This is a genomic window from Sphingobacterium thalpophilum (assembly GCF_901482695.1).
In the GTDB taxonomy this organism is placed as follows: Bacteria; Bacteroidota; Bacteroidia; order Sphingobacteriales; family Sphingobacteriaceae; genus Sphingobacterium; species Sphingobacterium thalpophilum.
This window is the reverse complement of record NZ_LR590484.1, coordinates 890,163-916,059: the sequence shown is the minus strand read 5'-3', so window position 1 is coordinate 916,059 and position 25,897 is coordinate 890,163. Positions and strand designations below refer to the sequence as shown.

Annotated in this window: 22 protein-coding genes; 18 read left to right on the top strand and 4 right to left on the bottom strand. The window is 43.1% G+C overall.

The genetic code is table 11. The features are described 5' to 3' along the window. Positions 1-652: 652 nt before the first annotated feature. Positions 653-2,839, top strand: coding sequence for a polyribonucleotide nucleotidyltransferase (gene pnp / locus FGL37_RS03990; RefSeq protein WP_028072502.1), 2,187 nt, complete (start codon positions 653-655; stop codon positions 2,837-2,839). 233 nt (positions 2,840-3,072) lie between these two features. Here the strand turns inward: pnp and FGL37_RS03985 are convergent, their stop codons facing one another. Then, the gene (locus tag FGL37_RS03985; protein WP_051607384.1) at positions 3,073-3,399 is read right to left on the bottom strand and encodes a DUF493 domain-containing protein; all 327 of its coding nucleotides are present in this window, start codon (positions 3,397-3,399) and stop codon (positions 3,073-3,075) included. Positions 3,400-3,472: 73 nt separating this feature from the next. Then, positions 3,473-5,755, bottom strand: a complete 2,283-nt coding sequence (locus FGL37_RS03980) for a GH92 family glycosyl hydrolase (protein WP_028072504.1) — start codon at positions 5,753-5,755, stop codon at positions 3,473-3,475. Positions 5,756-5,898: 143 nt separating this feature from the next. Here FGL37_RS03980 and FGL37_RS03975 point away from each other — a divergent pair, with 143 nt between their 5' ends. Beyond that, entirely contained in the window at positions 5,899-6,909 is a 1,011-nt protein-coding gene (locus FGL37_RS03975) for a LacI family DNA-binding transcriptional regulator (RefSeq protein ID WP_028072505.1), read from the top strand. Here FGL37_RS03975 and FGL37_RS03970 read toward each other — a convergent pair. After that, a complete protein-coding gene (locus tag FGL37_RS03970) occupies positions 6,899-7,279 on the bottom strand; it encodes a methionine-R-sulfoxide reductase (protein ID WP_037534693.1) in 381 nt (126 codons plus the stop codon). The two genes, FGL37_RS03975 and FGL37_RS03970, sit on opposite strands and share 11 nt — an antisense overlap. A 426-nt stretch (positions 7,280-7,705) precedes the next feature. On the opposite strand from FGL37_RS03970, the gene FGL37_RS03965 reads away from it, so the two are divergent. The 16 genes from FGL37_RS03965 (at position 7,706) to FGL37_RS03890 (ending at position 24,944) form a co-directional block, all read left to right on the top strand. After that, positions 7,706-8,968 carry a c-type cytochrome gene (locus FGL37_RS03965; RefSeq protein WP_028072507.1) on the top strand — a complete coding sequence of 421 codons (1,263 nt, stop codon included), beginning with the start codon at positions 7,706-7,708 and terminating at the stop codon, positions 8,966-8,968. 37 nt (positions 8,969-9,005) lie between these two features. After that, positions 9,006-12,020, top strand: a complete 3,015-nt coding sequence (locus FGL37_RS03960) for a TAT-variant-translocated molybdopterin oxidoreductase (RefSeq protein WP_028072508.1) — start codon at positions 9,006-9,008, stop codon at positions 12,018-12,020. 29 nt (positions 12,021-12,049) lie between these two features. After that, positions 12,050-13,534, top strand: a complete 1,485-nt coding sequence (gene nrfD, locus FGL37_RS03955; protein ID WP_028072509.1) for an NrfD/PsrC family molybdoenzyme membrane anchor subunit — start codon at positions 12,050-12,052, stop codon at positions 13,532-13,534. Between the two features lie 6 nt (positions 13,535-13,540). After that, the gene (locus FGL37_RS03950; RefSeq protein WP_028072510.1) at positions 13,541-14,077 is read left to right on the top strand and encodes a DUF3341 domain-containing protein; all 537 of its coding nucleotides are present in this window, start codon (positions 13,541-13,543) and stop codon (positions 14,075-14,077) included. Further along, positions 14,061-14,699, top strand: a complete 639-nt coding sequence (locus tag FGL37_RS03945; protein ID WP_370482420.1) for a c-type cytochrome — start codon at positions 14,061-14,063, stop codon at positions 14,697-14,699. The genes FGL37_RS03950 and FGL37_RS03945 overlap by 17 nt, the downstream gene beginning before the upstream one ends. A gap of 18 nt (positions 14,700-14,717) precedes the next feature. Next, entirely contained in the window at positions 14,718-15,953 is a 1,236-nt protein-coding gene (locus tag FGL37_RS03940) for a hypothetical protein (RefSeq protein WP_028072512.1), read from the top strand. Between the two features lie 37 nt (positions 15,954-15,990). After that, entirely contained in the window at positions 15,991-17,328 is a 1,338-nt protein-coding gene (locus tag FGL37_RS03935; protein ID WP_051607397.1) for a cytochrome c oxidase subunit II, read from the top strand. A 28-nt stretch (positions 17,329-17,356) separates the two neighbouring features. Beyond that, positions 17,357-19,228, top strand: coding sequence for a cytochrome c oxidase subunit I (locus FGL37_RS03930; RefSeq protein ID WP_028072514.1), 1,872 nt, complete (start codon positions 17,357-17,359; stop codon positions 19,226-19,228). A 78-nt stretch (positions 19,229-19,306) separates the two neighbouring features. Beyond that, positions 19,307-20,350: a COX15/CtaA family protein gene (locus FGL37_RS03925; RefSeq protein ID WP_028072515.1), complete on the top strand. Its 1,044-nt coding sequence runs from the start codon at positions 19,307-19,309 to the stop codon at positions 20,348-20,350. A gap of 73 nt (positions 20,351-20,423) precedes the next feature. Next, the gene (cyoE, locus tag FGL37_RS03920; protein WP_028072516.1) at positions 20,424-21,329 is read left to right on the top strand and encodes a heme o synthase; all 906 of its coding nucleotides are present in this window, start codon (positions 20,424-20,426) and stop codon (positions 21,327-21,329) included. Next, positions 21,329-21,910 carry a cytochrome c oxidase subunit 3 gene (locus FGL37_RS03915; protein WP_028072517.1) on the top strand — a complete coding sequence of 194 codons (582 nt, stop codon included), beginning with the start codon at positions 21,329-21,331 and terminating at the stop codon, positions 21,908-21,910. The genes cyoE and FGL37_RS03915 overlap by 1 nt, the downstream gene beginning before the upstream one ends. 9 nt (positions 21,911-21,919) lie before the next feature. Next, a complete protein-coding gene (locus FGL37_RS03910; protein WP_028072518.1) occupies positions 21,920-22,654 on the top strand; it encodes a cytochrome c oxidase subunit 3 in 735 nt (244 codons plus the stop codon). A 27-nt stretch (positions 22,655-22,681) separates the two neighbouring features. Next, positions 22,682-23,059, top strand: a complete 378-nt coding sequence (locus tag FGL37_RS03905; protein ID WP_028072519.1) for a cytochrome C oxidase subunit IV family protein — start codon at positions 22,682-22,684, stop codon at positions 23,057-23,059. Positions 23,060-23,064: 5 nt separating this feature from the next. Next, on the top strand, positions 23,065-23,793 hold the full coding sequence (locus FGL37_RS03900; RefSeq protein ID WP_028072520.1) for an SCO family protein: 729 nt from the start codon (positions 23,065-23,067) through the stop codon (positions 23,791-23,793). Positions 23,794-23,801: 8 nt separating this feature from the next. After that, entirely contained in the window at positions 23,802-24,347 is a 546-nt protein-coding gene (locus FGL37_RS03895) for a DUF420 domain-containing protein (protein ID WP_028072521.1), read from the top strand. Positions 24,348-24,488: 141 nt separating this feature from the next. Further along, on the top strand, positions 24,489-24,944 hold the full coding sequence (locus FGL37_RS03890) for a hypothetical protein (protein ID WP_028072522.1): 456 nt from the start codon (positions 24,489-24,491) through the stop codon (positions 24,942-24,944). 78 nt (positions 24,945-25,022) lie between these two features. Here FGL37_RS03890 and mtgA read toward each other — a convergent pair whose 3' ends face one another. After that, positions 25,023-25,787 (bottom strand): monofunctional biosynthetic peptidoglycan transglycosylase, encoded by a 765-nt coding sequence (gene mtgA, locus FGL37_RS03885; RefSeq protein ID WP_028072523.1) that lies wholly within the window; start codon positions 25,785-25,787, stop codon positions 25,023-25,025. Between the last annotated feature and the right edge of the window lie 110 nt (positions 25,788-25,897).

Below are 25,897 nucleotides of genomic sequence, written 5' to 3'. Positions count from 1 at the left end.
ATAAGATCTGGTGTCAGCCATTTTTGATGATTATCATAACTAACCGATTAGAAAATAGATAATCAAGATAAGCATTAAAACGGAAACATCTTAGTATCAGGTTATGCCTAATGACATTTTTTAATCAATTTTTAGACAGTATTTAGTCAATGTTTATACAGTCTGTACTGAGTAATCACTGAGCAAGCACTGAACAAACACTGAACAAACACTATTTAAAGGAAGAATTTGGTACTCATCTGATCTTCGTTTGCTTCACCTCTAAAATTGAAAGAGAGAACCTACGTTTGCGTAACAAAAATATTCTTGCTGAAACTCATTGCACTGGAGCTTAAAAGCCGCGAAATGTTATATGTCGTCCTGCATTACTTGGAAAATGTATAACGGATTCGGTGGGAACAGAAAGGGGGGTACCATAGAGGTACCATAGAATCGATTATTCAACCTAAGGTTTATTTAGGATAATCTTTTTTATGCGTTGACCCTGCGGCTTAAGAAGGCAAATGTGAGGAAGTGCTGGTATTTGCGTAATTTCGCCTGCTGTTAATTGCATTAATCTTAATATTTTAATTTACCTTTGTGCTGAAATCTAATGTATTTAAAATATCGGCATGCTGCCAAAAGATGAAAAGCATGTCACAAATAAGATTAAATGAATTACAACGAAATTAAAACGACCATCGATATGGGTAATGGCACCCAGATCGAATTGTCTACAGGCAAGTTGGCTAAACAGGCTGATGGCGCCGTAGTATTAAAACAGGGCAATACGATGTTGCTGGCGACAGTCGTTTCAGCCAAAGAAGCAAAATCTGGCGTGGACTTTTTGCCACTTTCAGTAGACTATCAAGAAAAATATGCGGCGACAGGCCGAATCCCGGGTGGTTTCTTACGTCGCGAAGCGAGATTATCCGACTATGAGGTATTGATCTCCCGTTTAGTAGACCGCGCATTGCGTCCATTGTTCCCCGAGAATTACCACGCCGAAACTCAAGTTCAGATCAGTTTGATCTCGGCAGACAAAGAGATCATGCCGGATGCATTGGCCGGACTTGCAGCCTCAGCTGCTATTGCAGTTTCCGATATTCCATTTAATGGCCCCATCTCAGAAGTTCGTGTCGCTAAGATTGATGGCCAGCTGGTGATCAATCCGAAATTGTCCGAGCTTGAAAAGGCTACTTTAGAGTTTATCGTTGCTGGATCTGCGCAAGATATCGGTATGGTAGAAGGTGAGGCAAAAGAGATTTCGGAAGCTGAAATGGTCGAAGCAATCGCCTTTGCACACCAAGCAATCAAAAAGCAGATTGCAGCTCAGGTGGAACTGGCCAACTTGGTTGGAAAGACCGTGAAGCGTGAGTACAACCACGAGCCTGAAAATCTCGAATTGAGAGAGGCGATTTACGCTGCTACCTATGATAAAGTATATGCGGTTGCCAAATCAGCTTCGGCGAAACATGAGCGTTCGGAGAGCTTCGCAAAAATTGCAGAAGAATATAGAGCGACGATGCCTGAAGAGCTGGACGAGGACACCGAATTTCTGTTCAAAAAATATTTCCATGACGTACAATACGATGCTGTTCGTAACCTGGTGCTGAATGAAGGTATCCGTTTGGATGGCCGCGATGTACGCACAGTGCGTCCGATCTGGTCTGAGGTGGATTATCTGCCAGCAGCACATGGTTCGGCTCTATTTACCCGTGGTGAAACACAATCATTGACATCGGTCACTTTGGGTGCCAAGGATGATGAGCAGATGATTGATGGCGCGTTTATCAATGGATATAACAGATTTATTCTGCACTACAACTTCCCCGCATTTTCTACAGGTGAAGTGAGACCGAATAGAGGTCCCGGCCGTCGTGAAGTTGGTCATGGTAACCTGGCCATGCGTTCGTTGAAGCAGGTATTGCCTTCTGATTCTGAAAATCCTTACACGATCCGTGTTGTTTCTGATATCTTAGAATCCAATGGTTCATCGTCAATGGCAACAGTATGTGCCGGTACCTTGGCGCTTTTGGATGCCGGTGTGAAATTAAAAGCTCCTGTTTCGGGTATCGCTATGGGATTGATCTCTGACGAAAAAACCGGTAAATACGCTATTCTATCTGATATCCTTGGCGATGAAGACCATTTGGGAGACATGGACTTTAAAGTAACCGGTACTGAAAAAGGTATCGTTGCCTGCCAGATGGACTTGAAAATCAACGGCCTGAAATGGGAAGTGTTGACACAAGCTCTAGATCAGGCAAAAGAAGCCCGTCTACATATCTTGGGTGAAATGAAGAAAACGATAGCGGCTCCTCGTGAGGATTATAAACCGCACGCGCCACGTATCGTTCAGTTGCTGATTGATAAAGAGTTTATCGGTGCTGTGATCGGTCCGGGTGGTAAGATCATTCAGGAAATGCAACGCGAGACTGGTGCCACGATTTCGATCGAAGAAGTGGACAATAAAGGCGTTGTTCAGGTGTTTGCGGACAATAAAGCCTCTATTGACGATGCAGTGGGCCGTATCAAGGCAATCGCTTCTAAACCTGAGGTAGGTGAGACTTATGAAGGTAAAGTGAAATCGATCATGCCTTTCGGTGCTTTTGTGGAAATTATGCCAGGCAAAGATGGTTTGTTGCATATCTCTGAAATTGACTGGAAACGTTTTGAAACGATGGACGGTATTTTCAAAGAAGGTGATAAAGTAACTGTTAAACTTCTGGATATTGACAAACAGGGTAAAATGAAGCTTTCCCGGAAAGCATTGTTGCCTCGTCCTCCAAAAGAAGAAAAACCAAAGCAGGATAAAACTCCAGGCGAAGCTCCAATAGCTGGCGCTGGTCAAGAATAAATATTTTCTTAACATACTGAAAGAGCCCGCTGGAAAGCGGGCTTTTTTGTATCATCAAAGATGAGCATGTTAAGCGATAAAAATACTTGTGTCATCATTCGCTTTGCAGTTTCGAAAACAAGGGATGTGTTGATTTGGCTCAATGAGATAGTCAGATCGAGCTATTTGTTACGTTAAGTGTGGGGGAGAAGTAAAACAAGAAAGGCTGTCAATTCGACAGCCTTTCTTGTTTTTTATAACATAATTACACCTTTTATCTTGGCTACTTCCTTGTAGAAGTAAATAACCTGATCGGCATCCTTGACGGGCAGCGTTACCGTGATGGAAGTATACTTACCTGTCTTGGAGTCCTTGAAATCAAATTTGGCATCTGTATCATCGAATACTCGCTGAATCTGATTGAAATGATCCTGGTCTTTCGGTAAGATAAACTTGTATGTATAATCTTTAGGAAATGTTTCCATGTCTTCCAGTCTTTCTTTGAAAGTTTCATAGAAGTCCTTTGGATTATCGCCACCATCGGGGATGTCCTGTATATTGATGTTTTTGTAATCTGTCATTGTTGTTCTCCTTAATATGTATTAAGGTATTAACAAATATTAATCCACGAAGGTTTTACTGACAATATTTCAGTTAATTATTGTCTACGCTCGAGGGCCAGTCTGCTTTGTTTTTACCGAAGTTCTTATTGGGTCTTGCACTCATTTCAATTTCCATATCACCCCCTTGCAATAATTGAGCATGGGTAATAAATGTTTTTGTATAGGGCTTGCCGTTTAATTTGATCGATTTGATGTACGTGTTTGTTTTGCCCTGGTTTTTCACTTTAATAGACAGAGTATTGCCATTTGGAAGATTGATGTTGGCATGGTCCATCATCGGTGAACCAAAGACGTAGACGCCACTCATCGCATTTAACGGATAGAATCCCATCGCTGAAAAGACGTACCAGGCACTCATCTGGCCTACGTCGTCATTTCCGCAAAGTCCGGCTGGTGTATTGGTGTAGAATTCGGTCATTGCTTTACGCGCGAGTGCAGCCCCTTTCCATGGCTGGCCCGCGTAGGCATACAGATAGGGGATATGATGGTTCGGTTCGTTGCCTTGCGCATATTGACCGATTAAACCAGAGATATCCGGCGAAGCTTCGCCGCCCAGGTCTGACGACATGGTTGTGAAGTAATCTAGTTTCTTTAAAAATTTCTCTTCACCCCCAAAAAGACTGATCAGGCCTTTGACATCCTGTGGCACCAGCCAGGTGTATTGCCATGCATTGCCTTCGCAGTAATCGTTTTCACGGTGCTTGGCCATTAACGGGTCAAAGGGGCGGCGGAACTCACCATTGGCTTTGCGTCCGACAAAATGGCCGACTTCCTTATCAAAATATTGCTCATAAAGTTTGTAACGCTTTTTGAAGTAGATGGCATCTTCTGTCTTCCCAAGTTTCTCCGCAATTTTATAAGCGCCAAAGTCCGCAATGGCGTACTCCAATGCCCAGGCCACGGACTCATTTGGCATGCTGTCGATAGGGATGTAGGTCAGATCGCGGGCGTATTTTAAACCATGATCGTTGCCCATGGCCGTTGTTTTGACCGCTTCCCATACCAAGGGATAATCTTTTTCATCTATAATCCCTTTGAGCAGTGCATCTGCAATGACCGGTATGGCTGGAAGGCCAACCATGGTATTGGTCTCATTTCCCTGTAAATGCCACATGGGCAATTTGCCCTGCTGTTGATAAATGGCCAGCATGGTTTTGATAAAGTCCTGGTTGATTTTGCGATCTTCAAGGATTGTCATCAGCGGATGCAGCCCACGGTAGGTGTCCCACAGCGAGAATACGGTATGATTGACAAAATCCTGTTTTTCGTATACCTGCTTATCGGTGCCCATATAATCGCCGTTGGCATCGTTAAAGATCGTCGGTGCAAAGTAAGTGTGGTATAACGCGGTATAGAAGATGGTCTTTGTCTCTTTGTCTGCTTCAAACTGGATTTTGTTCAAAGTTTTATTCCAGCGCTGATCGGCTTCTTGCTTTACCTTTTCGAAATTCCAGCCGCGTGTTTCGGCCTCGATATTATTCAGGGCATTGATTGAGCTGACCGGCGAGATTCCGACTTTCAGCTCCATGGTACTGTTTTTAGCAGCATCAAAGAAAAGCGCTGCTTTGATCGCCTGCCCTTGGAATGTGGTCTGCCCAAGTTTTTCATCTTTACCGTCGAAAAATCGTACCTTCTGTATCGGCTGCGATGTCCGGATGGCAAAATAGAGTTTCTGATCACTGGCCCAGCCTGTGGAGAAACGGTAACCTACAAAGGTTGAATCATTGACCTGTTTGATGTAAGTGTCTGTCGGTTTATCCCAGTTGATGTGATAGCCAAGGTCGACCAGAATGTGCGCATTGTCCGTTTTATCGTATTTGTACTGGTGATATCCCACGCGTTCTGTAGCAGTCAGGTTGGCCTGCACCTGATAGTCTTCCAGATAGGCGCTATAAAAGCCCGGACGTGCCACTTCCTTTTCTTTTTTGAAGGACGAACCATAGCCTGTATGCATCTTGTTGAATTCTGCAGGCGTGAGCTGCAGTTTTCCGTTGGCCGGAACGATCATCAGATCATTCAGATCGCCGATACCTGTTCCACTGAGATGGGTATGTGTAAAACCTAATATTTCCTGGCTTTTATAGTTGTAACCGCTACACCAGTCCCATCCATTGAATTTGTCCCACACCTGCGGGATCTGAGTAGGCCCCAGTTGCACTGCTCCCAGGGGGACATTGGCCCCGACAAAGACGTGACCATGGTCCGCCGACCCGATAAAGGGGTTGACATATGCTGTTAAATTTTGCTGTGCCTGAACGCAAAATGGTAGAAATACTGCGCCCAGTACTGTTTTTAATAGTTTATTTCCTGTCATAGGTTTTGTTTTCGGGTATTTGAAACTGCTTAAAATTAGTAAATAAAACCTTTTAGCGCAATTTTATTATTATTTTGGTAAATTGTCTTTAATTTTTTTACTTTAGTAATCTTCGAAATAAAAACTTAACAAACCTACTCTACATGAAGAAACGTATTCTGATCAGTGATATCGCAAAGGCGCTAGGAATTTCTGTCACCACCGTATCTTTTATTTTGAATGACAAGGCGAAAGAAAAGCGTATCAGTGAAGCTTTGACCAAGCGCGTACTGGACTATGTCAAGAAAGTAGGGTATAAGCCAAACGAACTGGCGAAGAGTTTGCGTACGGGCAAAACCAAGATTCTGGGCTTGATTATCGAAGATATCTCCAATCCTTTTTTTGGAAACGTCGCACGTCTGATCGAAAGCAAAGTGTATGAGCAGGGATACCGTATTATTTACTGTAGTACCAACAACGATGTTGCGAAGGCAAAGGAGCTTATCCAGATGTTTTACGACCGCCAGGTCGATGGCTTTATTATCACACCATCAGACGGTCTGGAAGACACGGTGAAGCAGCTGCAGCAAAATAATATTCCAGTGGTGCTCTTTGACCGTTATTTTCCGTCGCTGGAAACCGACTATGTGGGCGCGGACAATTTTCAGGGAGCTTTTGATGCCAGCAACCACCTCTGCCAGCAGGGATACAAGCGTATTGGCTTTGTGTCGCTATATTCAGACCAGACACAGATGAAGGAACGTTCTGAAGGCTATCTGAAGGCCATGGATAACAACAAACAGCAGAGCTTCATCCAGAAGGTGCAAATGGACGCTTCGGATGAAGAGGCCATGGAGTCCCTGCGAGATTTTATCTGCGAGAACCGTTTGGATGCCGTTTTATTTTCGACCAACTATCTGGCGATCTCTGGACTGAAGGCTTCTAAAAGCTATGGTTTTGCCATGCCGGCGATGATTGCCTTCGACGACCATACTGTATTTAAATTGCTCGAGCCATCTATTACGGTGGTTTCCCAGCCGATCAAAGAGATTGCGGAAAACCTGATCAATATCCTTTTGCTGCGTCTGCAGGGTAAAATAAAAGCAACACGCAAGATGGTGTTGCCCTGCGAACTGAAAATCCGCGAATCGACCAAACCCAAACTTACGGCATAGGGTCAGCTACGAATTTCATCGAAATGGAGTTCACGCAATGACGTGTGTTTTTTGCGGTGAACCCTTCGCCATTAAAAACATGGCCGAGGTGGGCGCCACATGTGCTGCAGAGGATCTCGGTCCGCCGTCCATCAGCATCCGTCTCACGCGTGATGGCTCCGGGGATTTCGTCGTCAAAACTCGGCCACCCGCAACCAGATTCAAACTTTGACTCCGACCGGTAGAGCGGGCTGTCACAGCGCCGACATATATAAGTGCCCTTCGCTTTATTGTCCAATAACGCCCCAGTAAATGGACGCTCTGTTCCTTTGTGAACGATGACATACTCTTCTTCTTTGCTCAGCGTGTTGTACTTTCTGTTTGTTTCCATGACCTTTTTAATTTATTATGCTGCCTGGAGCGCGAAAACTGCTGCGACGCATCACATCCGGCATGCAGGTGACCTGTGCTCCTTACCTGTAAAGATACGGAAAATTAATGCAAACAATGCCGCTTCACTAGCCCTGAAACTATCCGAATTACTCATTTTAGATTGTCATGAAAATGTCTTAATTTTGAAGGGATAGCCGATGAAAAGTTGTAGCTGTAATACTACTTTAGTAAGGAAAATAATGGATTTTGTGGCTGTTTTAAATTAATTGTTTAGAATGATTATAAATTGATATTAAAGGTCACAAAATTGTCAGCGATTTGTTAATAAATCATACTTTTGTGGCATTGTTAGGGGGGTAGTGGCTCCTTTAACCATGGGATTTAATTTTTTACATTCACAAATAAATAGTATAAAGTGCTAAATATGAGAACTATCTCATCCGTTTTGGGAAGCCTTGCGAGGGTGGTGTCAACGAGTTTGATGCTATTATTTGCCGTTACGACGTTGCATGCGCAAGATGTCAAGGAAGGTGAAAAAATCTTCAAATCTAAGTGTACATCCTGTCACGCCATTGACAGAAAAGTAGTTGGGCCTGCTTTGAAAGGAGTTCCAGATACAAAGTCTGAAGAATGGTTGATCAAATGGATCCGTAACTCTCAGGCATTAATTGCTTCTGGCGATGCTGAAGCAATTAAGATCTTCGAAGAGTATAACAAGTCGGTGATGACTTCGTTTACGGATTTGTCTGATGACCAAATTAAATCGGTGATCGCATACATTAAAGATGCGTCTGTCGAAAAACCAAAAGAGGCAGGTGCTGCTGGTGCTGCTGAGAAAGATGATAATGCTTCAACGTTCATGATCCTGGGCTTGATCGCAGTTGTTGTTTTGGCGGTTGTGGTTATCGTGGTGTTGAATCGTGTGATCCGTACCTTAGAAAATGTAATTGCTAAAAATCAGGCTGCTATCGAAGCTCAACAAGAGCCGGAAGATAGTCAGCGTTTTGTGAAGTTTGCGAAAGCATTTGTTAAAAACAAAAAGTTAGTTGGATTTACTGTGTTGATGCTGGTTGCATTATTAGCTGTAGGTGGCTGGAAAACGATGTGGAACGTTGGTGTTCACGAAGGGTATAAACCTGTTCAGCCGATTAAGTTCTCGCACCAAATTCACGCTGGTGTCAATAAAATTGAGTGTCAGTACTGTCACGGTGGTGCATACAAGTCGAAAAACGCTTCGATTCCATCGGCCAACGTATGTATGAACTGTCACAATACCATTACGGCTTCTGAGCATTATGATGGTGAAATTTCTCCAGAAATTGCGAAGATCTACCGTGCATTGGACTGGGATCCTGAAACGCGTACTTACGGTAACAATCCAAAGCCAATTCAATGGATCCGTATCCACAACTTGCCTGACTTTGCTTACTTTAACCACTCACAACACGTTGTGGTGGCAGGAGTAGAGTGTCAGACTTGTCACGGTCCGATCCAGAATATGGAAGAAGTGTATCAATACTCTCCATTGACTATGAAATGGTGTGTGGATTGTCACAAGAAGACAGATATCAAATCGGATAACAAATATTATGAAGATTTGATCAAAGCTCACGAGAGAATTAAGAAAGGTGAAAAAATGACTGCAGCCATGATCGGTGGTCTTGAGTGTGGTAAATGTCACTATTAATAATTATTTGAAATACGCAATCTTATATACAGCTTAAATGGATAGCAATAAAAAATATTGGAAAGGTTTGGAAGAGTTAAATCAGACTCCTGCTTTTGTTGAGGGAAGCAAAGGTGAGTTTGCCGAATCTATTCCTGTAGAAGATGTATTAAACGAAGCTGGCTTGAGTACTAAAACTCCTCGCCGTGACTTCTTGAAAGCATTAGGTTTTGGTTTGGGTGCTGTTTCTTTAGCGGCTTGTAACCGTACACCTGTGCATAAGGCAGTTCCTTATTTAATTAAACCTGAAGAGGTTACTCCAGGTATTCCTAACTATTATGCTTCGACATTTAATGGACAGAGCATTTTGGTGAAAACCCGTGAAGGCCGTCCAATCAATGTGGAGCCTAACCCGAATGCGGTTGGTCTCAACCAAGGTTTGGATTCAACTGCTGCAGCTTCAGTGTTGGACCTATATGATGAGTCTAAATTGAAGCAGGCGCAATTGAAAGGACAGGATGTAGAGTGGTCTAAATTAGACGCTGAAGTGGTCAAAGCATTGAACGCTGCGGCATCTTCAGGCAAGCAGATTACCATTGTGTCCAACACGGTAAATAGTCCTTCTACCTTGGCAGCTATTGCGGCATTGGCCGGTAAGTTCCCGACAGTAAACCATGTACAATACGACGCGGTATCATACAGCGGTATCATTGAAGCAAATAAAGCTTCATTCGGTAGAGCTGTTATCCCTTCATACAATTTTGATAAAGCAAACGTTATCGTTTCCGTAGCTGCTGATTTCTTAGGAACTTGGCTGGCTGGTGAAGAACATACACAGCAATACGCTAAAAACCGTGATTACAAATCGTTGAAGAACGGTAAAATGTCACGTCACGTGCAGTTTGAGTCTGGTCTATCCATGACTGGTACCAACGCTGACGCGCGTATCGCTATCAAACCTTCGGAAGAAGGAGCTACCCTGATCGCCTTATATAACGCGGTTACAGGTCAGTCACTTCCTGGTGCAACCACCAACAAGAAAGCGCAAAAAGGTGTGGCATTAGCCGCAAAAGAATTAGTGAACAGCAAGGGCGCAGCCGTTGTTGTGGCTGGTTCAAACGATGTGAATGTGCAGGTATTGGTAAATGCCATCAACGTTGCTTTGGGTGCCTATGGTACGATCATCGACCTGGATAACTACTCCAAGCAATATCAAGGCTCCGATGCAGCGTTTCAGGCTTTCCTGGCAGCGGCGAAAGCAGGGCAGGTTGGTGTCGCTTTCTTCTTGAACAGCAACCCAGTCTATGACTACTTCAAAGCCGACGATGTGAAGGCTGCTCTAAAACAGATTCCTTTCACATTATCATTCTCGTCACGTGCGGATGAAACGGCTTCTGAACTGACTGCCATTGCTCCAGCATCTACATTTTTGGAATCTTGGGGTGATGCCAATCCGAAAGAAGGATTGTACTCTATTGTTCAACCTACAATCAACCCTGTTTTCCAAACTCGTCAGGCGGAACAAAGCTTGTTGACTTGGGCAGGAAATAACACAGACATGTACAACTTTGTTAAGAACTTGTGGTCTACACAAATCTTGGCAGGTTCTACCAAAAATTGGGATGCTGTATTGCAAACCGGTTTTGAATATAAAGGTGCGAAAGCTGCGACTGCTCCTGCGTTTACAGGAAATGCTGCTGCTGCTGCATCGGCTATTGAAGCGACGAGCAAAGCTATCGTAGGAGAGTTTGAATTGAAACTTTACGAACCTGCTGGCCTTCGCGATGGCCGTTATGCCAACAACGCATACCTGCAGGAATTGCCAGATCCAGTATCTAAAGTAACCTGGGACAACTATGCTGCTTTAAATCCAAAAGACGCTGAGAAATTGGGCTTAGGCGAAGATGGTAAAGTTACTGTAAAAGCAAACGGTGTCGAAATCGAGCTACCAGTCGTGCAGCAACCTGGTCAGGCACAGGGCACGGTATCGGTTGCAGTGGGGTATGGTCGTACCAAAGTGGGTAAAGCTGGAGATAACGTAGGTAAAAACGCGTTTCCTTTTGCTTCTATCATCAACGGTACTGTACAGGGTGTTGCCAAGGCATCGGTAGCGAAAGCTTCTGGTACTTATCAATTGGCACAGACACAGACACACCACACCATCGAAGGCCGTAATGTGATCCGTGAGACTACATTCGCGAAATATTTGAAAGATCCGAACTCGGAGGCAGGACGTTTTACAGATAATCACAAAACGTACGATCTTTGGAATAAATATGAGCAGCCGGGTCACAAGTGGGTTATGGCGATCGACCTAAATGCTTGTACAGGTTGTGGTGCTTGTATCGTCGCTTGTAATGTGGAGAACAATATTCCGGTAGTAGGCCGTGATGAGGTGCGTCGTCGTCGCGAAATGCACTGGTTGCGGATCGACCGTTATTATACGATCGAGGGCAAAGAGAAAGATCTGACCAAAGAAAAAGAAATAGCAAAAGCTTCAGATGATCTGGATTTTGAAGATATTACCGTTGTTCACCAACCGATGTTGTGTCAGCACTGTGGACACGCTCCTTGTGAGACGGTTTGTCCGGTATTGGCAACAGTACACTCTTCAGAAGGTTTGAACCACATGGCGTACAACCGTTGTTTCGGTACTCGTTACTGTGCAAACAACTGTCCGTTCAAAGTACGTCGTTTCAACTGGTTCGCTTACTGGAATGATTCACGCTTTGACAACTACCTGAACAATGAGTTTACACAGTTGGTATTGAATCCGGATGTAGTGACCCGTTCACGTGGGGTAATGGAAAAATGTTCAATGTGTATCCAACGTATCCAAGCCGGTAAATTGCAGGCCAAAATCGAAAATCGCAAATTGAGAGATGGCGATATCCAAATGGCTTGTCAACAAGCATGTTCGGCTAATGCAATTATCTTTGGTGATGCTAATGATCCAGAATCTGAAGTATCCAAAGCGTTGCGCAACGAGCGTGTTTATTACGTACTTGAGGAAATCAATGTTCAGCCGGGTATCGGTTATATGACAAAAGTTAGAAACACTTTTGACGCGTAATCTTGTACAATATTTGAAATAAAAATACTATGTCATCGCATAACGAATCAATATTAAGAGAACCATTAATGACCGGTAAGGACATCACGTATGCACAAATTACGGATGATATCTTACTACCGGTTGAAAATAAACCGAATAAAGCATGGTGGATTGGTTTTACCGTTGCTGTATTAGGTGCTTTATTATGGGTAGTGAGCGTTAGTTATACCTTTTGGACAGGTATCGGCGCTTGGGGTCTGAATAAAACAGTTGGCTGGGCTTGGGATATCACCGACTTCGTATGGTGGGTAGGTATCGGTCACGCTGGTACGTTGATTTCAGCTGTATTATTAATTTTCCGCCAGAACTGGCGTAACTCCATCAACCGTTCCGCTGAGGCGATGACGATCTTTGCGGTAATCTGTGCGGCCACATACGTTGTGGCTCACATGGGACGTCCTTGGTTGGCTTACTGGATCTTCCCGCTTCCAAATCAGTTTGGATCGCTTTGGGTTAATTTTAACTCCCCATTGGTATGGGATGCTTTCGCGATCTCGACTTATTTTACGGTATCCTTGGTATTCTGGTACTGTGGTTTGTTGCCAGATATCGCTACAATCCGCGACCGTGCTACTGGTTTAAAACAACGTATTTACTCGGTGTTATCATTCGGCTGGAATGGTTCTGTGAAAACCTGGCAACGTTTCGAGATCGTGTCATTGATCTTGGCAGGTATTTCCACACCTCTGGTACTTTCTGTACACACTATCGTATCCATGGACTTTGCAACATCCGTTATCCCTGGATGGCATACAACGATCTTCCCGCCGTATTTCGTGGCAGGAGCGATCTTCTCGGGCTTTGCGATGGTACAGACCTTATTGCTGATCTTACGTAAGGTCATGAATTTTGAGAACTACATCACGATGTTCCATATCGAATCCATGAATATCATCATCATGACCACCGGTTCTATCGTGGGTGTGGCTTACTTAACGGAGTTGTTTATCGCGATGTATTCTCGTTCGGAGTATGAAATGTACGCTTTCGAGAACCGTATGTTGGGTCCATACGCATGGGCATACTGGTCGATGATGACATGTAACGTAATTTCTCCGCAGTTATTCTGGTTCAAAAAGATTCGTACAAGTATTCCAATTTCCTGGATCTTATCCATTGTGGTGAACATCGGTATGTGGTTTGAGCGTTTTGTAATCATCGTGACTTCATTGCACCGTGATTACCTGCCTTCATCCTGGGCAATGTTCTACCCAACTTGGACAGACGTGGGTATCTTTGTAGGTTCAATTGGATTATTTTTCACGTTATTCTTGTTGTTCTTACGTTTCTTGCCAGGTATCGCTATCGCCGAAGTGAAGCTGTTGTTGAAATCATCATCATTACAGCATAAAACTAAATTGGCTCAGGAAGGCGCATTCCCTGCAGAGCAAGTTGAGTACTTCCAGGAATCATTAGAGAAATATGATTCAGTGACAGAAGAAGAGATTAAAGAATTATCAGTTAGAAAATAATCAGCAATGAGCAATACAAAATATATATTAGGTAGTTTTGCGGATCCGGATGATTTGATGCATGGGATCGACAAATTGCAAGCAAACAATATAAGTATTTATGACTGCTTTACTCCGATGCCTATTCACGGCATCGAAGCGAAGTTGGGTGTAAAACCTTCTCGCTTACCGATTGCAGCATTTTGCTTTGGAGCATTAGGAACGACATTGGGTTTCAGTCTATTGTATTATACGATGGTATACGATTGGCCGATGAATATTGGTGGTAAACCCTCTTTTGCCATGCCAAACTTTGTTCCTGTAACATTTGAGGTTACCATTTTATTGTGTGCTTTGGGTATGGTTGCTACGTTTTTCTTCCGTAACCATTTATTCCCTGGACGTGCGCCACGTGTAATGGACCTGAGAGCAACAGATGACCGTTTCATCCTTGCTGTAGATGCCAAAGAGAATACAGATCACGCCTTGATCGACAGCTTGTTGAAAGAAGCGGGTGCTGTTGAAGTTAAGTACAATGATAGAAAATATGTTAGCTATGAATAAGAAGAATTTACTTGGAACTGTATGCGCAGCTGTAGCATTGACAGCACTTGTTTCTTCTTGTGGTGATAAAACGACTCGTAGTACAGGTTTGGAGTTTTCTCGCAACATGTACGATCCTCTTGCGTTTAATCCGGATCAGCCCAATGCGAATTTTGCTGATGGAAAAACAGCACAGACGCCACCTAAGGGTACAGATCCTGTTGGTTTCACCCGCTTTGAGTATGCCAACACGTTAGAGGATTACGAACGTGCGGGAAGAGAAGTTAAAAATCCGCTGGTTGTCAACGCAGAAAACCTGGAGAAAGGTAAAGCGTTGTTCACAACTTACTGTTCGGTATGTCACGGAGCAGAAGGTAAGGGGGATGGCCCGTTGACCAAAGATCGTAGTGTAACGGATTCTAGAGGTACTCGTCAATTAGAGAACTTTCCGCCGCCGCCATCTTATCATAGAACGGATGCGGCAAACTCTTCAAGAGGTGGTTTGATGGCTGACTTGACAGATGGTAAAATTTACCATACGATTTATTATGGTCACAACTCCATGGGATCTCATGCATCTCAACTGTCTCCGGAAGAGAGATGGAAAGTTGTTATGTATGTTCACGAATTACAAAAGAAATAATCAACATCAGATATATAAATGGGAACTCACAGTCATCATCACGATTATAATTTCAACGAGCGATACGAGTTTGCTGGCAAAGCTAAAATGTTCAGTATTGTCGCTGTTGTACTCGGCGTAGCTGCTGTAGCTTTCGGATTGCTTTCGGGCGATCACGCAACTGTAGAGCGCACTTACGCCAACTTGTTATTGATGGGTTATTACTTTACATGTGTGTGCGCAGCTGGAGCATTCTTTGTTGCCTTGCAATATGTAACACAGTCTGCATGGTCTGCAGGTCTGGTACGTATACCTCAAGCTATGGCGAGTGTATTGCCAATCGCGGCACTCTTGTTAGTGGTTATCGTTGGATTGGGTTTATCTACGCATAATCTTTACCACCACTGGCACGGTGAAGGTCTATTGGATAAAAACAGTCCAAATTACGACCCGATCATCGAAGGAAAGTCGGCTTATTTAAATGTACCTTTCTTTTTAGCTCGTCAGGTTATCTTTTTAGGTGTTTATAGCATTTTTGCTGTCATCCTTGCGAAACTTTCTTATAAAGAGGATTTGGAAGGTGGATTGGCTTCGTATAAGAAGTCATTCAAATTGTCAGCAATCTTTTTGGTTATCTTCGGATTCACGACGCCGATCTGGGCATTCGATACGGTGATGTCATTAGAAGCGCACTGGTTTTCGACCATGTTTGGCTGGTACAACTTCGCCGCCATGTGGGTAAGTGGTTTATGTGCCATTACAGTCATACTGGTCGTATTGAAGAAAGCTGGTTATATGAACTGGGTAAATGAAAACCATCTGCACGATTTGGGTAAACTCATGTTCGGTTTCTCGATCTTCTGGACTTATGTGTGGTTTGCACAGTTCATGCTGATCTGGTATTCGAACATTCCTGAGGAAACAGTTTATTTCTACAAACGTTGGGAACCCGAATACAAACCTTGGTTTTGGTTGAGTATTATCATTAACTTTGTTGCGCCATTATTACTTTTGGTGGATCGCGATGCAAAACGTAAACAGAATGTGATGTTGTTTGTAGGAATTCTGTTGTTGGCGGGTCACTGGTTGGATTACTACATCATGGTCATGCCCGGAACTGTTGCAGAACACAGAGGATTTGGTATCATCGAGATCGGAACTACACTTGGTTTCTTAGGTTTGTTTGTCTTTTTGGTGATGAGCAAATTGAGTAAACAAGCATTGGTGCCTAAAAACCATCCGTTCTTGGATGAGAGTTTACATCACCAAATATAGTTTTACAGGAAGGTTACGTAAAAACGTTATAAAAGAAATGAGCTTTAAATTAAATAATAGATTCAAATCCATCTCGGGTTTTGTGCTTGCACTAGGGTTGCTTTTTGCAAATCCTATCCTAGCGAGTCAACAAGATACAGTAGCATCTGATTCTGCTAAAGTGGCGACTACTGCGGTAGCTGCTCCTGCGGCTGCGGATTCGGTTGCAAAAGATACAACAGCTGCAGCAGGTACTGCTGCTGTTGCATCTGCTAGTTCTTCTACGGAAGCTAGCGCAGCTGCTCCTGCTGCTGAAGAAGTGAAGCAGATAGATCCTCAGGTTTATAAAAACTTCACATATTATGTCCTGTTGTTCTTGGTTGTTTGTACAGTGGTTGCAGTTATCGGCAAAGTGCTTTCGATCTATGAACTGACAAGAAAAATGAACGGTAAATACAATCCGTTTGCGAACAACACGTTCCAGTCGGTATTGTTCTTCATCTTTTTGGTGGTATTCCTATACGGTGTGTATTGGACGTATACACACTGGGGTATTGAATACTGGAGATCAGCGGTGACTGAGCATGGTGAACGTATTGATACCATGTTTATCATCACGACTGCGATCACGACATTTGTGTTGGTCATCACACACATCTTGTTGATGACGTTCACATTCTTGTACCGTATGCGTGCAAAACGTCAGGCTTATTATTATCCGCACAACAATACGATAGAAAAAATCTGGACCATCGTTCCCGCTGTTGTATTGACGGTGTTGGTATTATTTGGTTTCTTTACGTGGAGATCAATTACAAATATCCCTGAAGATCTTCAGAAATCCGCTCTTCAAGTGGAGGTGTTAGGTGAGCAGTTCCAATGGCAGGTGCGTTATCCTGGTATCGATGGCGTGATTGGTAAGCGTAACTATAAAATGACGACACCAACCAACTCTTATGGTATTGATTTCAATGATAAGAACTCCTGGGATGATATTCAAGCTTCTGATATCGTATTACCTGTAAACAAATCTGTTCGTTTCCATATCATTTCGAAAGATATTATTCACTCGTTTTATATTCCTGACTTCCGTGTTCAGATCAACGCTGTACCGGGGATGACCAACTATTTTCAGTTTACCCCTACGGTAACCACAGAAGAGATGCGTGATCGTCTGGGAGATTACAACTATGATTTTGTCATGTTATGTAATAAAATCTGTGGTCAAGGCCACTACAACATGCAGAAGAAAGTAGTCGTGGTTACAGAGGCTGAGTATAAAGAGTGGTTAGCTAAGCAAAACAAATATTTTACTGAGGAGCTACAGAAGGAGTTCAGCGGTAAAACAGCTAACGTAAAAAAGGATAGCGTACAAGTTACAGCATCTTTGAACTAATTAAGAATTTTTGAATATAAAATCGAATATGTCAAGTACAGTAATATCGCATAGCGCTGAACATCACGATTCGCACGGACATCATCACGAGGAATCCTTCATCAGGAAGTATATCTTTTCTGGTGACCACAAGATGATTGCCAAGCAATTCTTGATCACTGGTATCATCATGGCAGTTTTTGCGATGCTTTTATCAGTATTATTCCGTATCCAGTTAGCATGGCCGGATAAGGAGTTCCCTATATTAGAAGTATTCTTGGGCAAATGGGCTGAAGGTGGCCGTATTAAGCCTGATTTTTTCCTTTCTTTGGTGACCATCCACGGTACTGTCATGGTATTCTTCGTGTTGACAGCTGGTCTATCGGGTACATTCAGTAACTTATTGATCCCATACCAAATCGGTGCGCGCGATATGGCGTCACCTTTTATGAACATGTTGTCATACTGGTTGTTTTTCGTTGCATCAGTGATCATGGTTGCTTCTTTCTTCGTAGAAAGTGGCCCTGCATCGGCGGGTTGGACAATTTACCCACCATTATCTGCTGTACCTACAGCGATCGCTGGATCAGCAACGGGTATGACCTTGTGGTTGGTTAGTATGGTTCTATTCGTCGCTTCTCAGTTGATCGGTGGTATCAACTATGTGAGTACGATTTTGAACATGCGTACAAAAGGTATGGATTTATGGAAAATGCCTTTGACCATCTGGGCGTTTTTCTTAACTGCGATCGTGGGTATGTTGTCATTCCCAGTGTTGGTATCTGCAGTTGTACTATTGATTTTTGACCGTGCCGCTGGTACGTCATTCTATTTGTCTGACTTGGTTGTACAAGGTCAGATCTTACCTAATGAAGGCGGTTCACCCATCTTATTCCAGCACTTATTCTGGTTCTTGGGTCACCCTGAGGTATATATCGTTGTGATGCCTGCCTTGGGTTTAACTTCCGAGGTTATCGCGACCAACTCACGTAAACCGATTTTCGGTTACCACGCGATGGTTTACTCGTTGATCGGTATTACCGTATTGTCGTTTATCGTATGGGGTCACCATATGTTTGTGACCGGTATGAACCCGTTCTTGGGGGGGGTATTTATGATCACTACCTTGATTATTGCTGTGCCTTCGGCTGTAAAAGCCTTCAACTACCTAGCGACATTGTGGAAGGGTAATATCCGTTTCACACCGGCTATGATGTTTGCAATTGGTCTGGTATCTTTCTTTATCTCCGGTGGTCTGACGGGTCTGTTCTTGGGTAATGCAGCATTGGACATCAACTTGCATGATACGTATTTTGTTGTGGCTCACTTCCACCTGGTGATGGGATCGGCATCTATTTTCGGTATGCTTTGTGGTGTATATCACTGGTATCCTAAAATGTTTGGCCGTATGATGAACACGAAATTAGGTTATTTGCATTTTTGGTTGACTTTTATCGGTGCGTACCTGGTATTCTTCCCGATGCACTTTATGGGTATCGATGGTGTACCTCGTCGTTACTATGCATTTACTGAATTTGCTTTCATGGCGAAATGGGTATCTGTAAACCAATTGGTGACTTGGGCTGCGATCGTTGCTGCTTTAGGTCAGGTTGCTTTCTTGTGGAACTTCTTCTACTCGATTTTCTTCGGTAAAAAAGCTCCTCAGAACCCTTGGCAGTCCAACACTTTGGAATGGACTACACCGGTTGAGCACATCCACGGTAACTGGCCGGGAGAGATCCCAACAGTACACCGTTGGCCATACGACTATAGCAAACCAGGTCACGGCGAGGACTTTATTCCTCAGAACGTTCCTTTCTCCGAAACGATGAGTTCAAACTTGCCTCACGATTTTGAAGGGGATGAGGAAGCTGAGCGTATCCAGGCAGAATGGAATGCGCAGAATGGTAGAAAAGATTAATAAGATAGCATAAAATGGAGTAGGCGTAGCCCTACTCTATTTTATACAAGTTTGTATTTTAAGAGGTAGGGGGAGTTTATGTTTCCAGCAGCTGAAAAGCGATTTATAAAGACCAATTTTATAACAATCCTTGTGTTGTTTCTGGTCATTATTGCTGGAGGGGTGGTGCGAAGTACGGGTTCAGGTATGGGATGTCCCGATTGGCCCAAATGTTTCAACCGTATCATTCCGCCGACAGATATCTCCCAGTTACCGCAGGGATATGAACAGCATTATATTGAAGGAAGAGCAAAGAAGAACGAGCGTTTCGCCAGGATTGTTGAATTTTTTGGCGATAAAGAAATGGCTAACAAGCTCCGTACAGACAAGAGTATCCTGCAGCATGAGGAGTTTAATGCTGCCAAAACCTGGACGGAATATATCAATCGTCTGGTAGGGGTTGTTTCGGGGTTTTGTCTGTTATTCACGGCGGTCTATTCTTTCACTTATTTGAAATCAAAAAGTTCGATCGTTGTTTGGTCAGTGGTTAATCTTTTTGTAGTGGTCGTTCAGGCCTGGTTAGGTTCGATTGTGGTGTCCACCAATCTGATGCCCTGGATCATCACAGTACATATGCTTTTGGCGTTGGTTATTGTTTGTATAAGTATATACACTTATTTTAAGGCGGTTACACTACGCGACAAAACAATATTGGTTAATCGTTCTTTGGGGGTGTTGAAAGGACTTGCATTGCTATCCTTGGTGGTGATGCTGACACAGGTGATTGTCGGAACCGGCGTAAGGGAAGAGGTTGATGTATTGACCGGCTCGGATCTAGCCCGCGAAGACTTTATAACAACTATTGGCCAGCAGTTCGAAGTACATCGGTGGCTGGCATATTGTTCTTTGATTTTAGTTATTGTATTATTCTTTTTGGTCCGCACTAGCTTCAAGACAGGATCGAAGCAATTTAAGTTTGCTTTTATCACGTTGATCCTCGTGTGTATTCAAATGCTATCAGGAATTATCTTAGCTCGATTTGCAATACCTGCTTTTGCGCAAACGACACATCTGGTTGTGGGCACGCTGTTGTTTGGTGCTCAGTTTTATCTGCTGTTGTTGTTGAATAAGCAGAGGCATTAATTTTTGAAATTCGGGATTTTTGTGTGTAACGTACATTTTTGAGAACACTGGTAGTAGGAGGTCTCTTTTAATTATGAAAGAATTTATTTCAGATTTCAAAAAGCTAGTTAAGCTAAGGCTTACATTGACAGTGGTATTTTCCGCGTCGATTGCTTTTCTGATCGGATCAAAACAACAGGGTGATATTATCTGGTTCAATTGGTTGCTGTTGACTTTGGGCGGTTTTCTTGTTACAGGGTCCGCAAATGGTTTTAACGAGATCATTGAAAAAGATTTGGATAAATTGATGAAGCGTACAGAGGACAGACCACTACCTTCAGGGCGGATGACGACCGGTCAGGCCTTGGTATTAAGTGTCTTTATGGGGATTCTGGGTACTTTGGTGCTGGTACGTTTAAATTTTGTCGCCGGCCTATTGTCGGTGTTCTGTATTTTGCTCTATGCATTTATCTATACACCTTTAAAAAGAAAATCACCAATAGCCGTATTTGTAGGTGCATTTCCGGGGGCATTCCCACCATTGATTGGTTACTATGCCGCGTTTTCGCAAGATGATCTGGCCTATTATAGCGGGCATAACGAGGCGGCAATTATTATAATTCCCTTTGTTCTGTTTGCCATTCAGTTTTTATGGCAGTTTCCGCACTTTTGGGCAATTGCCTGGGTGGTGGATGATGACTATAAATTGGCTGGCTTCCGCTTGCTGCCGACTACAAAAAGGGATAAAGTATCCGCTTTTATGGTTTTCATCACAGGATTGCTGATGATTCCAGCTGGTTTTATCCCCTATTACTTTGGCTTTGGTGGAATTTGGTTTACGATAGTGTCCGTGATCGGTGGATTGATGTTTGGGTATTATGGTTTTTTGCTGTTTAAGAATTGCGATATTCCTTCGGCAAAGAAAGTCATGTTTACCTCGTTTATCTACCTGCCTGTAACACAACTCGTATTATTGCTTAACTTTATTCCTTTGAAATAATGTTAGATAAACAAGCACAGACTGACGAGAAGTTAGTACAGAGAAAAGCACAGAAATTCAACCTTTGGTTGGGTATGCTGGGCATGTTTATGATGTTTGCTGCGTTGTCCAGTGGTTTCATTGTATACACAGCAAGTGGCGTGGACAAGGGAATCAAGACGTTATTGCCTGACACATTTGTTTATAGTACAATTGTGATCGTGGTCAGTAGTCTTACGATGTTTTTAGCGCATAAAGCCGCTAAGAATGGTGATTCTTCCAAACAGAAGTTGCTATTACTGGTTACTTTTGTTTTGGGCGTCGTATTTTTTGCATTGCAGGTTCATGCTTGGAATGTGTTGACGGAACGAGGTGTTTATTTTGTGAATAATAACGCATCACAATCCTTTATATACATTTTCACGGGGATGCACTTGGCGCATATTATTGCGGGGTTGATCGTGTTGATTGGCGCGGTTATAGGAGCAAATAAGCTTTCTAAGGACGGCAATCTTTTCCGCATGGATCTTGCCAGTATTTTTTGGCATTTTCTCGATCTTTTATGGATTTATATATATGTTTTCTTACTTTTGAATCAATAATAGTAAACAATGAGTACAACAGTATCGCAATTGGATAAGGTTAAAACTGGTCCATGGAATGGTGGAAAATCACCTTGGAACTTAGAGTATGGAAAAATCATGATGTGGTTTTTCTTGGTAGGGGATGCCTTCACATTTTCTGCTTTTTTGGTTTATTACGGCGCACAACGCTTTTCTCACCCAACATGGCCTGATCCTGATAAGATTTTCCAATCTATCCCAGGTCTTGCAGAGTCGGGACAACCGCTGGTATTCGTAGGTTTGATGACATTTATTTTGATCATGTCTTCAGTAACTATGGTTTTGGCTGTTGAGGCTGGACATCGTAATTCAAAACAGGAAGTGGTGAAATGGATGCTTTGGACAATCCTCGGCGGGATGTGTTTCGTAGGCTGTCAGGCAATTGAGTGGACCCACTTGCACCATATGGGCTTCTGGTTTGGCAAAAACCCTGCAACAGGCTTAGAAGGTGATGCGATTAAAACGGCATTGGCACCTTATTTCACCCACGATATTTCCTATACTTCAGCATTGCAGTTCGCAAACTTGTTCTTTACCATTACCGGTTTCCACGGTTTCCACGTTACTGTTGGTATTATTCTGAACATCATTGTTCTTTGCATGACGTTGAATAATACGTTTGAAAATCGCGGTTCATATTTAATGATTGAAAAAGTAGGTTTATATTGGCACTTTGTGGATTTAGTGTGGGTATTCGTATTTACATTCTTCTACTTAATCTAATTCCTGAACTATTAATTTTAGATCGCTATGTCACAATATCAAGATAATATCGCTCATGGAGAGCACGCTCATGAAGGCGGGATGGATAAAAAAGCCATCTGGAGCGTATTTGGCGTACTTTTGGCGCTAACTTGTCTGGAGTTCTTAATTGCATTGGGTTTTGTTCACCACTGGCAGATTCTGGCGAAAGGTGCTCTAGTCAATACAATCTATATCGTTTTAACTTTGGTTAAAGCCTATTACATTGTTGCATTCTTCATGCACTTAAAATTCGAGAAATCGAGCTTTATCGTTACCGTAGCAATAGTGTTTATTTTTATTATTTATTTTATCGTCCTGATGTTAGTTGAAGGCGGTTTCTTGGCAGGTGCTTTTCAGGAGCATCAGCTATTCCCAAATAAATAAAGTGAATGGACAATAATACTGGACAAAAGAAAGGTATTAAAACAATATTGATCCTGGCAGTAATTCTTTTATTGCCAGGATTTTTATATTTTATACTAAATAAAAGTGGCTCTAATAGCTATGCTTCCTTACCTATTTTTGGCAAAAAGGAAGTACCGGGCACTACTCATCGCAAATGGGGCCGTGATATCCCCGATACAATCTATCACACCGTTCCCCCAGTAGATTTCGTTAATTATGATGGGCGGCCCGTGCGGTTGCTCAGCAATGATACGAGTTTGTCTGTGGTACATTTAATGTATACGCGGGATGCTTCACTCTCGCGGATGATGGCCCGGAAGCTGGATCAGATTGCCAGTCGTTTTATGCAAAACAAAAAGGTAAAGCTGTATTCCATTACAGTCGACACCGCGTATGATAGACCGGCGGTACTGGCGAATTATGCGAAAGTTTACAAACCATGGACCAAATCTTGGTTTTTTGTGACAGATCCCAGCACCGATATCTTTAAGTTTGCAAAAGAGAGTTTATTACAGGATGCTATTCCCACAGCTGACCCAACGAAGCCCTTTATCATCGGGTCTAACTATTTGTTGCTCGATTCCAGGGGCCGGATCAGGGGAATGTACGATATTAATGTGAAGACGGACGTAGACAGACTGGAAGATGAAATTAAGCTATTGCTCGTGGAAGAGATCCGTCAGCATCCAGCTACAATAGAACAAAGGAGATAATTTGGTATATGGAAGAGAGTCTTATTAAAGAGAAAAAATACAGCAAGTGGATTTGGCTGCTGTCTATCGTGATCCCATTGGTCGTAGCAATTCTGTTTTCGGTCAATCTGCAGAAACTGGGCTATAATGTAAAGCCACTGACCTTCCTTCCGCCTATTTATGCCACCATCAATGGCATAACGGCGATCTTGCTGGTCTGGGCCGTTGCGGCCATCAAGAACGGCAATAAATCCCTGCACGAAAGGTTGGTGAAGGTGTGCATCGGTTGCTCCTTGGCCTTTCTCGCTATGTATGTGGCTTATCATATGACCTCAATAGAAACAAAATATGGAGGCGAAGGTATTTTAAGACCGATTTATTTCTTTATTTTGATCAGTCATATTTTACTTTCCATCATCATTATCCCGTTTGTGCTTTTTACCTTTGTAAGAGGTATTTCAGGCTCCTATGCGCGACATAAGAAGCTCGCCCGGATCACCTATCCAATGTGGCTGTACGTGGCTGTGACCGGCGTCATTGTTTATTTGATGATTTCACCTTATTATATTGGATAATCCTCTCGATGGGTATGATCGGCCCACGAGGCTGAGGAATCATGACCAGTAAGACTGGATATTCCGGTCGGAAATAAAAACAAACCAAGTGTATCGGCTCGATACACAGCCATAAGAGCCGACATTTATAATGATTTGCATATGAAACGTATATGGATTTATCAAGCTGACCGCGTGCTTTCCGAAGAAGAGAGTCGGCAGATTTCTGTCGAACTGGCTGATTTTGCTGCACAGTGGAAAGTACACGGTGAACCTCTATCGGCTTCCGCCGAGTTGCGGGATAGCCTTTTTATTATTTTAAAGGTGGATGAAGCAGTAGCTGTAGCCTCCGGTTGTTCAATCGACAGCTCCGTCCGTTTTCTGAAAGGGATAGAAGAGCGCTATGATGTGCGGCTTTTTGACCGGATGTGCTTTGCCTACAAATCTGCCACTGGCATAGCTGTCTTGGACCGTGCGGGTTTTGAAAAGGCCCTTCACAATGGCGAAATCGACGATGATACACTTGTGTTTGATAATACGATTACTTATGATCATCAGCTGGAGAACGCTTGGGTTATTCCATTTAAGGCGAGCTGGCATAAGCGGTTATTTTCATAAGGAATCTTTTTTCGGCGTAACAGATGCACCAACAAAGCCAGCGAAATCGGCTGTACAGGATTGCCGATGGCGACGTGCCTACTCCGGAATGGTATAATGATGCATATATTTCGCGATAACATTCGCCCTTCTGTTGACATATGCGGAGGGGTTGCGTGCATCCCACTGACGTGGGTTGGGTAGGATAGCAATAATTAATGCGGCCTGTTTTTTGGAGAGATTGCTGCCATTTTTGCTAAAGTAATAACCTGCAGCAGCATCTGCACCATAAATACCCTGTCCCATTTCTATAATATTCAGGTAAACTTCAAGAATACGTTTTTTGCTCCAGAACGTTTCGATCAGAACGGTAAAGTACGTTTCGAAGCCCTTTCGTAACCATGAGCGTCCCGGCCATAAGAAAACATTCTTGGCTACCTGTTGACTGATGGTGCTCCCGCCACGTAATTTTTTTCCTGCAGCATTTTTCTTGATGGCGTTCTGTATGCCCTTTAAATCAAATCCCCAGTGAGTCATGAAATGTGCGTCTTCTCCAGCGATGGCCGCGCGTTTCAGATTATCGGAAAGCTCGTCATAGTTTAGCCAGTTCTTCTCAAGCTTGAAGCCTTTTCCTTGCTCTTTAAGTTCAAAGCCGCGCTGTATCATCAGCCAGGTAATCGGCGGGTTGATGAAACGTAGACTGATAACCCAAAAAAGGCTTATCCCGACAAAGTAAAGTATCACCTTGCTGAGGATGCGTAGTATCGGCGATTTTATAGACTTCAGCGGATTGAAGGACTTTGTTTTGAAGCTGTTTTTTTGTTTACTGGAGGTGTTTTTTCTACCGGATCTTTTGATGGCCATGACTCAATTTTTTCGGATACAAACTTAATTTATATTCTCCTTTAATGGAAATGATTTTATCGAGAACTTGTGGGTATTGTTTGCCAAAACGACTATATTATCCTATTTTT